General features: G+C 70.6%; 9 protein-coding genes. 2 read left to right on the top strand and 7 right to left on the bottom strand.

Going from position 1 to position 13,574, the window contains the following annotated elements; genetic code table 11:
* Positions 1-5 precede the first annotated feature (5 nt).
* From ACQEVC_RS25725 to ACQEVC_RS25695, 7 genes are read right to left on the bottom strand one after another with little or no spacing between them, the layout of a single operon-like run.
* Positions 6-2,015 (bottom strand): LamG-like jellyroll fold domain-containing protein, encoded by a 2,010-nt coding sequence (locus ACQEVC_RS25725; protein ID WP_432882111.1) that lies wholly within the window; start codon positions 2,013-2,015, stop codon positions 6-8.
* 49 nt (positions 2,016-2,064) lie between these two features.
* A complete protein-coding gene (locus tag ACQEVC_RS25720) occupies positions 2,065-3,516 on the bottom strand; it encodes a sulfatase-like hydrolase/transferase (protein WP_432882108.1) in 1,452 nt (483 codons plus the stop codon).
* Positions 3,516-4,448, bottom strand: coding sequence for a dihydrodipicolinate synthase family protein (locus tag ACQEVC_RS25715; RefSeq protein WP_432882106.1), 933 nt, complete (start codon positions 4,446-4,448; stop codon positions 3,516-3,518). The genes ACQEVC_RS25720 and ACQEVC_RS25715 overlap by 1 nt, the downstream gene beginning before the upstream one ends.
* 31 nt (positions 4,449-4,479) lie before the next feature.
* Complete coding sequence (locus tag ACQEVC_RS25710; RefSeq protein ID WP_432882103.1) at positions 4,480-6,030, bottom strand: ABC transporter substrate-binding protein; 1,551 nt, start codon at positions 6,028-6,030, stop codon at positions 4,480-4,482.
* A 35-nt stretch (positions 6,031-6,065) separates the two neighbouring features.
* The gene (locus ACQEVC_RS25705; RefSeq protein WP_432882100.1) at positions 6,066-7,013 is read right to left on the bottom strand and encodes an ABC transporter permease; all 948 of its coding nucleotides are present in this window, start codon (positions 7,011-7,013) and stop codon (positions 6,066-6,068) included.
* Positions 7,014-7,922 carry an ABC transporter permease gene (locus ACQEVC_RS25700; RefSeq protein WP_432882097.1) on the bottom strand — a complete coding sequence of 303 codons (909 nt, stop codon included), beginning with the start codon at positions 7,920-7,922 and terminating at the stop codon, positions 7,014-7,016. It lies immediately after the preceding gene.
* Positions 7,919-10,105: a dipeptide ABC transporter ATP-binding protein gene (locus tag ACQEVC_RS25695; protein WP_432882094.1), complete on the bottom strand. Its 2,187-nt coding sequence runs from the start codon at positions 10,103-10,105 to the stop codon at positions 7,919-7,921. The genes ACQEVC_RS25700 and ACQEVC_RS25695 overlap by 4 nt, the downstream gene beginning before the upstream one ends.
* Positions 10,106-10,246: 141 nt before the next feature.
* Here ACQEVC_RS25695 and ACQEVC_RS25690 point away from each other — a divergent pair, with 141 nt between their 5' ends.
* Together ACQEVC_RS25690 and ACQEVC_RS25685 are read left to right on the top strand one after the other, a co-directional pair.
* Complete coding sequence (locus tag ACQEVC_RS25690) at positions 10,247-11,029, top strand: FadR/GntR family transcriptional regulator (protein ID WP_432882091.1); 783 nt, start codon at positions 10,247-10,249, stop codon at positions 11,027-11,029.
* A gap of 2 nt (positions 11,030-11,031) precedes the next feature.
* Positions 11,032-13,515: a LamG-like jellyroll fold domain-containing protein gene (locus ACQEVC_RS25685; protein WP_432882088.1), complete on the top strand. Its 2,484-nt coding sequence runs from the start codon at positions 11,032-11,034 to the stop codon at positions 13,513-13,515.
* Positions 13,516-13,574: the final 59 nt, after the last annotated feature.

Below are 13,574 nucleotides of genomic sequence, written 5' to 3'. Positions count from 1 at the left end.
GGTTCTCACGACGAGGAGGACCAGGCGCCCGGTCGGATGACGGCGTCCATCGGCAGGTGTGCGGTGCGGCCGGGAATGCCGTTGGTGTTGCTGATGCGCAGCCAGGTCAGCTCGGCGCCGCTCAGCGCGCGGTCGTAGATCCGGAACTCGTCCATGCGGCCGTGGAACCGGTTCGCCCCGTCGGGGCGCTGCCCGAGGTATATCGGTGTCGGATCGTCCCCCTGCACGGCACCGGCGGCGCCGGACCCGGAGCCGACCCGCAGGCCGTCGACGAACAGGGCGACCGTGCCGCGCTGCCGGCGCAGCGCCACGTGATGCCACCGACCGTCGGCGTACGCGCCATCGGACGTGACGGCCACCGATCCGGCAGCGGTGGTCACCATGCCACGGATACGGTCACTGCCGGGCTCGGCCCGCAACCACACCTGCGGCTCGCCGTCCTGGCCGTACGCCCAGAAGATGGCCTGGTCCCTGGTGTCGTCGTCGTACCTGATCCAGGTCGACACGGTGAAGTCGCCCGAGCCCAGCACCGGCGCTGTCCGGTACGGCAACTGGACCCGACCCCGCTGCCCGTCGAACGCCAGCGCCCGGCCGTAGACGCCATGGGTGGTGGTGACACCGTCGAACACCAGCGCCGACCGGCCCGGCACGTCCGGAGTGGTGCCCGGGGTGTGCAGGTCCCGGTCGTCGAGCCGGACGAAGGCGATCTCCGAGCGGTAGTCGGTGGTACCGCGCTCGTAGAGCAAACCGACGTCACCGCCCGGCAGTTCCACCATGTCGGAATAGCCGCCGTAGCAGGCGCACTCCTGCACCGGGACGCGTCGATCGTTGGTGCCGTACACCTGCACACCCTCGTCGGTGGAGTGCAGTGGCGTGTCCACGCCCTGCCAGGTACGGCCCTCGTCGAACGAGGCCCGGACCGTCGGCCGGATCCGTGGCTCCTGGTTCACCGACGGCGCGGAAACGAGGATCCGGTTGTACGCGTCGCCCTCGTCGGTCGCGTCCGTCCGCAACGACGCCGACTGGATCGGCGGCGCTTCGAACCCGGGCAGGTTGGTGTAGCCGCCGTGGTAGGTCTCGCCGCCGTCCTTGCTGATGGCGATCGACCGGTGCGGCACCACGTTGGGGTCGGCCAGCTCCTCCGGGGTTCCCGTGTTGGTGTTCTGCCGGCCCCACACGAGAATGTCGCCGTTGGCGAGCTCGACCAGGCTCAGCTCCCCGACGTTCTGCCGGGCGACGGGCGGGTACTCGACCTGGGCACCCTTGTGCCAGGTGGTGCCGGCGTCGTCGCTGTAGGCAATCATGAGGCCGAACATCGATCCGACGCGGTAGTTGACGCCCACCGCCAGTCGGCCGGCGTGCGCCCCACGGGTGAGCTGGATGCCGTGCACCGGCGCGGTCTGCAGGTGGCCCCAGGACGGGTCGTCGAGTTCCTCGTACAGGCTGCGCGCCGGGCTCCAGGTCACTCCGTTGTCGTCGCTGTGCAGCACGTACGGGGTGCGCGGGTAGCCCTCGTGGTTCCTGCCGGGGGTGGCCGGGTCTACCGGATTGTGGGTACTCATCATCACGATCCGGCCGTCCGGGGCGCTGGTGGCCGGCGCGCCGGGCAGCTTCCGGTACACCACCGGTCCCGGGTTGCCCCACGTCGCAGGGCTCTCCGGTGTGGACCCCAGCACGGTTTCCGCCGGCAGCCACTGTGTTGCCCCGGCCGGCAGCCGGCGGACCACCAGGTCCATGTGGGACTTGTCGGCACAGGTGTGGATCCGGCGCTCGGCGAAGGCCAGCAACGAGCCGTCCACCGCGCGCACAATGGCCGGGACCCGGTAGCACCCGGCCGGCACGTACGGGGTGGAGAACAGCACGGTGGTCTTCGCCTCCAACCGGTCCGCCGCCGCCGCGGTGGCATCGGCCGCCGCCCGGACCGGTATCAGCGCCGCCGCCGCAGTCACCCCGACGGCGAGCAGCGCCGCCCGGTATCTGGGTCTGCGAGGCCGGCGGCGGGAATCGGTAGTCACGATCGTCACTCTCCTCGTGGGGGGTGAGGGTGCTCGTGCGGATCGAGCGTCAGGGACGGTGCCGTGCGACCGCGGCCGCGAACAGTTCCTGCCGCGTGGCGCGGTCGTCGTCGGTGACCTGGACGTGGGACGGAGCGGTGCGGTCCAGATAGGTCGGCGGGGTGGCATCGTGCAGCGCCCACCGCGCCACGGCGTCGCGCAACCGCCGGAGCGCGTCGGCATGGCCCGGGTCGTCGACGAGGTTGGTCAGCTCGTGCGGATCGGTGGCCAGGTCGAACAGGGCTTCCCCGGCGGCGTCGGACCACAGCAGCTTGTACCGGCCGGCGCGGGCCATCCCCGCGGCCTCCTGCCGGCGGTCCTCGGCGAAGACGCAGTCGTGCCCGGCAGCCGGATCGGTCAGGTCCTGGCCCGGCAGCGGCGTCGCCGGTGACACTCCGCAGGTCGCCAGGACCGTCGGGGCGACGTCGATCAGCGAGACCAGCCCGTCGGCGGTCTCGCCGCCGCGCTGGCACCCCGGGAACTTGACCAGGAGCGGCACCTTCACCACCGGGTCGTACATCGGGCCGTCCTTGAGCAGCAGGTGGTGGAAGCCCAGGTACTCGCCGTGGTCCGCAGTAAAGATGATCAAGGTGTCGTCGTAGAGCCCGCGTTGTCGCAGCGTGTCGAGCAGGAGTCCGACCTGGTGGTCCAGGTGCGAGATGGTGGCGTAGTAGTGCGCCATCACCCGCCGCAGCAGCGGCAGGGTCAGTGGCTCGAAGTCGAAGTACCGCTGCCGGTACCGCTCGTCAGCGGGCGGGATCCCGTCCGTCCAACCCGGCAACGTCGTCAACGCCGCCGGGTCGTACATCGTGTCCCAGCCGGCGGGCGGGTCGAACGGGTGGTGTGGCTTGACGAACGACACGTGCAGCAGCTCGCCACCGTCGCCGGACCAGCCGGCGACGACCTTCCGCGCCCGCTCGCCGATCCAGGTGGTGGAGTGCCACTCCTCCGGCAGGTCCGACCGGCCGCTGCCGTAGGTCTCCCAGTACGACCGCGGTGCCGTCGCGCGGAACTCCTGCTCCTGGTCGACGAGGTCGGTCACCGGCGCCAGCCCGGCCGCCGCCAGTTCCCGGTGGTAGTCGTCGTCGTACCGGCCGGGCCCGTCCTGCTCCGCCAGTTCGAGATGGTCGTATCCCACATCGAGGTACGTCGGCGTGAAGTGCATCTTGCCGACCGCCGCCGTCCGGTACCCGGCCCGGCGCAGCGCCCGGGGAAAGGTGTCGATGCCGGGCGCGAGCGTGCACCGGTTCGTCCAGCCGGCATGCTGACGGACGTGCAGGCCGGACAGCAGCGAGTACCGGGACGGGGTGCAGACCGGGAAGGGGCAGTACGCGTTGCGGTAGCGGACCCCGTCCCCGGCCAGCCGATCCAGGTGGGGGGTACGCACGTCCGGGTTGCCGGCCGCGCCGAGGCAGTCCGCGCGGAACTGGTCCGCCTGGATGACCAGCACATTCGGCGCCATCAGCGACCGCCGTCGACGCCGAACCCGAGCCGGGCCACCTCGGCTCGCAGCACGGCCACCTGCTCCGGGCCGAGTGACGGCAGCGGGGGCCGGCAGGGTCCACAGTCGACACCGAGCACCGAGCCCAATGCCTTGAAACCGGTCAGCTCGCCGCCCGACCGCGCGGCCGCGTCGATCACCTGCTGCGCCCGGAGCTGATACTCCTGCGCCTTGGCCAACTCGCCGCGGGCCGCGTCGTCGAGCATCTGCCGGAAGAGTGGACCGGCGAAGTTGTACACCGAGCCGATCGCGGCCCGTGCCCCCCACTGCCAGGCGGCGAGCACCAGCTTGGCGACACCGACGAAGATCTCCTGCTCGCCGGCCAGGTGCAGGCAGCGCTGCAGGTCCACCATGTCGTTGGCAGCGAACTTGACACCGGCGAACGACGGAATCCTCTCCCGGGCCGCCAGCAGCACGTCGCTGGCCCGCAGGTGCACGCCGGTGATCGAGGGGATGTGGTAGTAGGTGAACGGCAGTGTCGGTGCGGCGTCGGTGATGACTGCGCATGCGTCCACCAGCGCGTCCACCGTCTCCGGGCGGTGGAAGTACGGAGGGACCGCGGAAATCGCCTTCGCACCCACCCGCTCGGCGTGGCCGGCGAGCTGGCGCGCCTCGGTGAGGCTGGCGTGTCCGACATGGACGATGACGTCCAGCCGGCCGGCCGCGACCTCGCACCACCGCTCGACCAGCGCCATCCGCTCGGCCGTCGACAGCGCCGCGCCCTCACCGGCGGTCCCGCCGACGAAAGCCGCCGGTGACCCCCACGCGAGTAGCGCGTCCGCCTGCTTCGCGACGGTGTCCAGAGCCAGCTCGCCGGCCTCGTCGAACGGCGTGAACACGGCGGTCAGCAGCGCCATGCCCGGTCCGGTGGTGGAGTAGCGCAACCCTGTCATGGGGTTCCTTTCAGTTGGCCGGTGGGGCAGGTCAGGCCTTGGTGTTGACCAGAGTGACGAAGTCGCGGGGATCGGTGGCCAGGCCGGTGACGCGCTTGTCCAGCGCGAACAGCGACGGCTGGGTGGAGATCCCGATCGCCCAGGACTCGTCGGCCAGCACCTTGTTCAGCGCCTCGTACGCGGCCTTCTGGTCCGCCGGTGTGATCGCGGAGCCAGCCGCGGCCACCGCGTCGACGTACGCGGGTGGCACCTTCTCGCGGAACGTCGTGTTCCCCTTGCCCGGCAGCATCTGCCGGCCCCGGGCGATCAGCGACGGGCTCTGCAGGTTGTTCGGCTGCGCGGCGACGGTGCACTGCAGCTTGCTGGCGAACAGTGCCTCGAGGTACGCGGCCTCCTCCTGCGGGGCGATCTCCAACTCGAACCCGATCTTCTTCAGGTCTGCCTGGATGATCTGCAGCACCTCCACCTCGGGGGTCCCCGATGCCACGCCCGCCACCGCCCTGCGCACGTCACCGGAGCGCGCCAGCATCGCGGCCGCGGCGTCCAGGTCGAACCTGTGCGATTCGAGGTACGCCGGGTCGAACGCGGGCGACGGCGGCATGAAGGCCGTGTAGATCGGGTCGCCGATGCCGAAGTTGACCTGCTTGATGATCCGCTCGCGGTCGATGGCCCGCGCCAGCGCCTGCCGCAGCAGCTTGTTGTCGAAGGGCGGGATGGTGGCGTTCATGAAGAACAGGGTCATCCGGCCGCCCCCCTCCACCAGGGTGAACCGACCCTTCAGCCGCTCGGAGTGCCGGAACCGGATGTACGCGGCGCCGTCGACGGACCCCGACTCGAGCGCGGCCACCAACGCGTCCTCGTCGGTGAAGAACCGGTACTCGACCTCGTTGAGGTATGGCTTGCCCGCATCGTAGAAGTCGGGGTTCTTCGTCAGCTTCAGGCGCTGGTTGCGCCGGAACTCCCCGAGCCGGAACGCCCCGGAGCCGGCCGGCTCGTGTTCGAGCTGCTTCGGGGTGTTCTTGTCCGCCGGAATCAGCGGGAACGCGAACATCCAGTCGATGACGAGCGACTCCGGGGTGGGCCCCTTGAAGTTGACGCGTACGGTGCGGTCGTCCACCGCGGTGGCCGTCGCGATGAACGCGGACGGCTGCGCGAGGGTGAACGCGGTATCGGGGTTCTGCGCCCGCTTGATACCGGCGACGACATCGGCTGCGGTAACCGGCGCGCCGGAGTGGTACTTCGCCTCCCGCAGGGTGACGGTGACCGACGTGTGGTCGGCGGCGTGCTCCCACTTCTCGGCTCCGGCGGGGATGGCCTGGTACGTGCCGTCGGTCGGGTAGTCGACCAGGTACGTGTAGAAGGCGTGGATGTGGATGTCGGTGTTGGTCAGGTACGGGTCGAACTGCATGATCTTCGTCGTACCGAGCGTGAGCTTGCCGGTGCCGGCGTCGCCGCCGGCGCTGTCGCCGGAGCCGCAGGCGCTCAGCAGCGGCGCGGTGGCGAGCGCACCGGTGGCCGCCAGGCCGGTCCGGAGCAGCGCGCGGCGGGAGATGAGGCGGGACTGTCGCGGAGAAATGCTCATGGTGACGCCCTTTTGAAATGGAGTGGGGGTGGATGTCAGGCGAGTCGGATACGCGGATCGAGAACGCCGTAGGCCACGTCCACCAGGAGGTTCAGCAGCAGGAACGTAGCGACGACGAACAGCACCCCGCCCTGGACCAGGGCGTAGTCGCGTTCCCCGATAGCGGTGTAGAGCAGCCGCCCGAGTCCGGGGTAGTTGAAGACGGCCTCGATGACGACGGTGCCGCCGAGAAAGCTGCCGAGCTGGAGCCCGACGATGGTGACGGTCGGCAGTGCGGCGTTCCGCACGGCGTGCCGGCGGATCACGTCCCGTTCCGGTACGCCCTTGGCGCGGGCGGTACGGATGTAGTCCTTCCCCATCACCTCGCCCAGCGAGTTGGCGAGGAACCGGGCGGTGACGCTGGAGGTGTGCACGGCGATGGCGGCCGCCGGCAGGATGGTGCTGCGCAGCGCGGCACCGGGGTCCTGCCACAGCGGCACGAAGTCGCTGGAGGCGGGCAGCCACCGTAGCTGCACGGCGAGCACGATGATGAGCAGCAGACCGAGCCAGAACGCCGGCACCGCCAGGCCCACCGTGAGGTAGCCCTGCAGGACCCGGCCGACGACCGAGTACGGCCGCAGCGCCACCACGATGCCGACCGGCACCGCGATGAGCAGCGTGAGCACCAGTGTGAAGCCGGCGAGCTGCACGGTCGCCGGGATCCGGTCCAGCAGCTCGGTGAGCACCGGTTGGCCCGAGTAGTACGAGGCGCCGAGGTCACCGGTGAGCGCGTGGCCGAGCCAGACCCCGTACTGCGCCAGGAAGGGCTGGTCCAGCCCCATCCGGGCGCGGGTCGCGGCCAACTCGGCCTCGGTCGCGTCCGGGCCGATCAACACCGTGGCCGGGTCGCCGGGCAGCAGGAACACGAAGGCCCACACCGCGACCGAGCCGAGCAGCAGCACCACCGCGAACTGCAGCAGCCGGCGAACCAGATAGCCGTACATCTACACCGCTCCTCTGCCGATGCCGCGCGCCGCCGCGCGCGTCCCGCCGCCACCGACCGCAAGTTGCAGACCACGCCCGATCCGTTCCAGGAAGAACACGGTGGCGGCCAGGCAGATCCCCGGGAACAGCCCGTAGGTCGGGCTCTGGTACAGGTACGAACGGGCGTCCTGGAGCATGCCGCCCCACGACGGTGCCGGCGGCGGGGTGCCGAGCCCGAGGAAGCTCAGCCCCGCTTCGATCACGACCGCCATCGACGCGGTGATGACGAACTGGACCATGATCGGACCGAGCACGTTCGGCAGTACGGTGCGGGTCATCGTGTCCGGCGTGCTCGCGCCCATTCCACGGGCCGCCAGCACGAAGTCGCGCTCGCGCACCTCCAGGGTCGCCACCCGGGTCAGCCGGGCGAACTCCGGTATCGCGCCGATCCCGATCGCCAGGATCAGGTTGAGCCGCCCCGGTCCCAGCACCGCGATGATGACCAGCGCGAGCAGGATCCCGGGCACCGCCAGCAGCAGGTCGACCACCCGCATCGCGACCGCGTCGGCCCACCGCCCCAGGTACCCGGCGACAAGCCCCAGCGGGACCCCGATGCCCGCGCCGACCGCGGCGGCACCAGCCGCGACGAGCAGCGAGGCACGAGCGCCGTGGATCATCCGGGAGGCGATGTCCCGGCCGAGCTGGTCGGTGCCGAGCAGGTGCGTCCCGGACGGGCCGAGCAACGGCTCGCCGCCCTGCGCGGCCGGGTCGAACGGGGCGACGACCGGCGCGAGCAGCGCCAGCACCGCGAGCGTGGCCAACCCGACCGCACCGACGACGGCGGACCGGGACCGGGCGAATCGGCGCGTTGCCGCCAGCCGTCGCCGTCGGGGCGCGACTATCGGAGCCCCGGCGGGTGGCGCGCTCATGCCGTCACCTGCGGTACCAGATCGGGGACTTCGTCGGCGAAGTGGCAGGCCGTGTGTCCACCGGCGACTGGACGGAGCAATGGTTCCTCCTCGGCACAACGGGCCGTTGCGATCGGGCACCGGGTGCGGAAGCGGCACCCCGACGGCGGGTTCACCGGACTGGGGACGTCACCGCCCAACGGCACCCGGCGCCGGTTCTCTCGGCCGACCGGATCCGGTACCGGCACCGACGCCAGCAGCGACCGGGTGTACGGGTGGCGCGGGTCGTCGTACACCCGGGTCACCGGCCCGGACTCGACGATCTTCCCGAGGTACATGACCGCGACCTGGTCGGCGACCTGGCGGATGACCGAAAGATCGTGGCTGACGAACAGGTACGCCATCCCGGACTCCCGCTGCAGGTCCGCCAGGAGGTTCAGCACCTGCGCCTGCACCGACACGTCCAGGGCGGACACCGGCTCGTCGAGGATCAGCAGCCGGGGCTGGGATGCCAAGGCGCGCGCGATCGCCACCCGCTGCCGCTGGCCGCCGGAGAACTCCGCCGGGAACCGGTCGACGTGCTCCGGTCGCAGGCCCACCCGGCTGAACAGCTCGCGCACGTCTTCGCGGCGCCGCGCGCGCGGCAGGCGCTGGAGCCGTAGCGGCTCGGCAACGTTGTCGCCGACGGTCAGGCGCGGGTTCAGCGACGCGTACGGATCCTGGAAGACCATCTGCGCGCGGCGCCGGATCCGCCGCAGGCCGGCCCGGCCCGCCCGCCCGACGTCGTCGCCCTCCACCAGGACCTGGCCGCCGGTCGGATCCACCAGCCGCAGGACGAGCCGCGCGAGCGTGGTCTTGCCACAGCCGGACTCACCGACCAGGCCGAGCGTTCCCCCGGCCGGGATGCGCAGCGATACCCCGTCCACCGCGTGTACCCAGGCGGTGGCCCGCGCGAAGACCCCGGATCGCACCGGGAACCGGCTCGCCGCGTCCCGGACCTCCAGCACCGGCACGCCGGACTCCGGTGCCGCCTCGCCGGCACCGGCCGGCGTGGCCACCGGCTCCACCGCGTCGCTGCTCGGTGCCGGCGCGTCGCTGCTCGGTGCCGGCGCGCCGTCCCCGGTTCCGGGCCTCGCTGCCGCCTCGTCCGGGAAGTGGCAGGCGCTCGCGCCGGTGCCGGCGTCGTCGGCTCGCAACTCCGGCCGGGTCTGTAGACAGGCGCTGCGGCCGTGGGCGGTCGGGCAGCGCGGCGCGAACGCACAGCCCGGCGGCATCTCGGTGAGGTCGGGCGGCTGTCCCGGGATCGGAAGCAGCCGTTCCGCCGTGCTGTCGAGCCGGGGCAGCGCGCGCATCAGGGCGGCGGTGTAGGGATGTCGCGGCCGGGTGAAGACCGACGTGACGTCGCCGGTCTCGACGATCCGGCCACCGTAGGTCACGGCGACCCGGTCGGCGGTCTCGGCGACCACTCCGAGGTCGTGGGTGATCAGCACGACGCCGGCACCGGTCTCCTCCCGCGCCAACCGGAGCACGTCGAGGATCTGCGCCTGGACGCTCACATCCAGCGCCGTGGTCGGCTCGTCCGCGATCAGGACCTTCGGACGGTTGGCGATCGCCATGGCGATCATCACCCGCTGGCACATCCCCCCGGAGAACTGGTGGGGATACTGGTCGTAGCGGGCCCGCGGGTGGGGCACGCCCACCATCTCGAGCAGCTCCACGACGCGATCCCGCGCCGCGTTGGCGGACAGGGCCCGGTCGTGCACCCGCAGCGCCTCGGCGATCTGGTCGCCGACCCGCTGAACCGGGTTGAGGGCGGAGATGGCGTCCTGGAAGACCATTGCCACGTCCCGCCCGAGTCGCCGCCGCAGCTCCGCCTCCGGCAGGCTCAGCAGATCCACGTCGGCGAGCATCACCTCGCCGGAGACCCGCCGCAGGTTCGCCGTCTGGAGCAGGCCCAGCGCGGCGAGCACCGAGACGCTCTTGCCCGACCCGGTCTCCCCCACCACGCTGAGCGTCTCGCCGCCGTAGACGTCGTAGCTCATCCCGTCGACCGCGCGCACCACGCCCGCGGGCGTCGAGAACTCGACGACCAGGTTCCGCACGCTCAGCACCGGCTGGCCGGTACCGCGGTCCGGCACGACGGGCGTGGTGCCGCTGCGGGCGATCGCGTCTCGGACCACACCTTCCAGGGCTCCACCTGACACCGACGGCCTCCTTCGCGCCGAATTGCCGGCGCGTTGCTGCAAGATGTCCTACAGATTTCGCTACCGTAGGCGGCACCTACTAGGGTGTCAAGAGTGGCAAGATATCCTACAAGTTGGCGTGAACGGAGGTCGATCGAGAGCGTGGCGACTCGGCAGGACGACGTGCAGCCGGAGTTCCGGCGGCTTGGCAACACCCCTCCGCTGCACCAGGTCGTGCAGCAGGAGATCAGAAGCTACATCCTCAAGCAGGGACTGCGCCCCGGTGACCCGCTCAAGCCGGAGTCCGAACTGGCCCGGCTGTTCGGGGTCAGTCGCAACTCGGTCCGAGAGGCGGTCAAGGCGCTGGAGTCCACCGGCGTCCTGGAGACGCGTCGCGGCAGCGGCGTCTACGTGTGCGACTTCTCCTTCACCCCGCTGCTCGAGCACCTCCCCTACGGTCTCATGCAGGACTATCGGGCCCTGCGAGAGCTGGTCGCGTTGCGGAAGACCCTCGAAGCCAGCCTGGTCGCCGACGCGATGCGGGCCATGTCGCCCACCAGCGTCGCCGCGCTGCGGGAGAACCTGGAGACGATGCGCAGGCTCGCCGAGCAGGGGGAGGGCTTCGCCGAGCAGGACCGCCAGTTCCACCAGTTGTTGTTCCGCGATCTCGGCAACGGGATGCTGCTGCGGCTGTTCGACCAGTTCTGGCTCGCCTTCCACGCCGCGGCGCCACCGTCGCGCGGTCGCACGCCGATGGATGCCTACCGCGGCCACGCCGACATCCTCGACGCGATCCTCAGTGGCGACCCGGACCGGGCGCGTGCGGCGATCCAGGACCACTACATCGGCATCGAGTCCAAACTCACCGAAGACCCGCCGGCGGAAACGCCGCCGCCCGCAGAGAAACCCACGCAGTCAGGTTCCGCCCCGACGTTGGAGGTTTGACCGTGAGATCCCGCACGCTGTGGATCAGACTGTCCGTACTGCTGCTGACGGCCAGCACGTTGCTGGTGGTTCCGCCGCCGACATCGTCCGATGCGGCGATCCCCAACCCGACAGTGCTCTTCACCCGAGGCATGGGTGGCTACGACTGCATCCGGGGAGCCAAGCTGGTGCCCGCCCGTGACGGCACCCTCATCGCCCTCGGCAGTGCGAAGTACCGGAACAGCACAGGAGAGTGTCCGGACCTGACCCACACCGACATCGTGATGCGGCGGAGGTCCCAGAACGGCACCTGGGGTCCGCTGGTGAAGATCCGCTCCAACCCCGAGGGCAACGGCAGGATGCTCTCCGCGACTCCCGTCGTCGACCAGCACACCGGCAACATCATGCTGTTCGTCCGCGACGGTTCGGACACCGATTTCGACGAGTCCGTGTCGTACGTGCTGACCAGCAACGACAACGGCCAGACATGGCGGGAGACCGCCAGGTACCCGTGGGTGACCCGCCCCGGCCCCAGCCACGGCATCCAACTGGAGCGCGGACCACACGCCGGGCGGCTGGTCGTCGCCATGTGGCTCGACACGACACCCCAGAAGACCCAGTTGATCTACAGCGACGACGGCGGCGTGAGCTGGACCCGTGGCGCCACGTCCACCGGGGAGTGGTCGGGCGAACCGAGCATCTTCGAGCGCAACGACGGCGCCATCTACGTCATGGCGCGCAACCAGGGCGCCGAGGACCTGGGTGACACCAAGACCTTCGGGATCAGCGCCGACGGCGGCGAGACGTTCACCGGCCCGTCCCAGGTCGTCGACAACCTGGTGGCGCCGAAGGTGTACGGCACCGTCCTGCGCCTGCGGTCCACCCTGGACGGTGACAGGTACAACCGCGTGCTGTTCTCCTCGCCCGTCGAATACCGAGAAAGGGCCGGGAGCAGCACGAAGGACCGCCATCGGATGGTGATCCGGTCGAGCTACACCGAGGGCCGCACCTGGCAGGGCGTCAACGACTCCGACAGCCAGACGATCCACACCGGCCCTGCCAGCTATACCAGCATGGCGGAGCTGCCGGACGGCAGGATCGCCCTGGCCTTCGAAGCGGGCGACGAGGGACAGGTGTCCCACCACGAGGTCCGGTTCACCACGTTCACCGAGGCGGACCTCGGCCTGCCCGACAGCTACTCCGGCGGCACCGGTACCCCGGACACGTCCGGGCTGGGCAACACGGCCCGCATCCGGGGCACGACCCACGGCGGCGACGGCCGGTTCGACGGGGGCGTGACCCTCGACGGGGTCGACGACCACGTGCAGGTGCCGTTCGCGGAGTCGCTCGCGGTCGACGACGCGGACTTCACCGCGATGGCGTGGGTGAGGTACACCGCCACCACGGGCAACCACCCGATCTTCTGGGCCTACGGCGTCGGCGACGACCATTCCCAGATGTGGCTGCGGGCCGAACCGGGGAGCAACCGCATCCAGGGCCGTGTCCAGAGTGGTGCCAACGGCGGCTCGGTGATGTCGAGCAGGGCGTACAACGACGGCAGGTGGCACCACGTCGCGCTCCAGCGACAGGGCAGCACGTTGCGGTTGTTCGTGGACGGCGCGCTCACCGGCACCGCCACCGGTCCGACCAGCACGGTCAGCCCTGGCCGGCCCTTCCGGATGGCCATCGGGCAGCGGATCGACGGTGCCCAGCACTTCGCCGGGTCACTGGATGAGGTTCGGCTCTACCAGGGGGCGCTCACCGAGGCCGAGATCGGCCGCATCCACGCCACCAACGCCGTCAACGTCCCCGGCGCACTGTTGCGGCTGCCGTTCCACCCGAACTTCAAGACCACCGACGACGCCTCGGCCAACGACAACGACGGTTTCGTCCGGCAGGCGGTGTCCGGTCCCGGCAAGTTCGGCAACGCGATGACCTTCGACGGCGTCGAGGACCGGGTCCACATCCCGTACAGCAACGCGACAAACCTCGGATCATCCCAGTTCACGGTCGCCACCTGGTTCAGGTACTCCGGCGGCACCGCCAGGCAGACACTGCTGTGGGGCTACGGCGTCAACGAGGCGAGCAGCCAGTTGTGGGTCCGCGCCGACCCCGCCAACAACACGATCACCGCTTCAGCCAGAACCCCCGACGGCGTCGTCCGCGTCGACAGCGGCAACGCATACGCCGACAATGCCTGGCACTTCCTCGCCCTGCGCCGCACCGCCAGCCAACTGGTCCTGTCCGTCGACGGTGCAGACGTCGGCACCGCACCAGCCCCGACGGGATCGCTCACCGCCGGCTACCCCGACGGCGTTCGGGGCATCCATCTCGGCGAGAAGCTCGACGGCACCGACACGTTCACCGGTGGCCTCGACGAGTTGCACGTGTACACCCGAGCGCTGTCGGTCGCCGAACTCGACGCAATGCGCACCAACAACACCACACCTACCAACGGACTGGCCCTGCACCTTCCGCTGAACGGCACCACCGACCCGACACCCTGACGGCAAGGCCAGATCGCTCGGAAGCGGCGACCGCGTGTCAGGTGGACACGGCCGTACCT

The organism is Plantactinospora sp. CA-294935 (assembly GCF_050936445.1).
In the GTDB taxonomy this organism is placed as follows: Bacteria; Actinomycetota; Actinomycetes; order Mycobacteriales; family Micromonosporaceae; genus Plantactinospora.
This window is presented reverse-complemented; position numbering and strand designations above follow the sequence as displayed.

Excerpts from the sequence above, each read along its gene's own strand:
- ACQEVC_RS25715 (WP_432882106.1), bottom strand. The coding sequence starts at position 4,448 with ATGACAGGGTTGCGCTACTCCACCACCGGACCGGGCATGGCGCTGCTG.
- ACQEVC_RS25720 (WP_432882108.1), bottom strand. The coding sequence starts at position 3,516 with ATGGCGCCGAATGTGCTGGTCATCCAGGCGGACCAGTTCCGCGCGGAC.
- ACQEVC_RS25710 (WP_432882103.1), bottom strand. The coding sequence starts at position 6,030 with ATGAGCATTTCTCCGCGACAGTCCCGCCTCATCTCCCGCCGCGCGCTG.
- ACQEVC_RS25700 (WP_432882097.1), bottom strand. The coding sequence starts at position 7,922 with ATGAGCGCGCCACCCGCCGGGGCTCCGATAGTCGCGCCCCGACGGCGA.
- ACQEVC_RS25705 (WP_432882100.1), bottom strand. The coding sequence starts at position 7,013 with ATGTACGGCTATCTGGTTCGCCGGCTGCTGCAGTTCGCGGTGGTGCTG.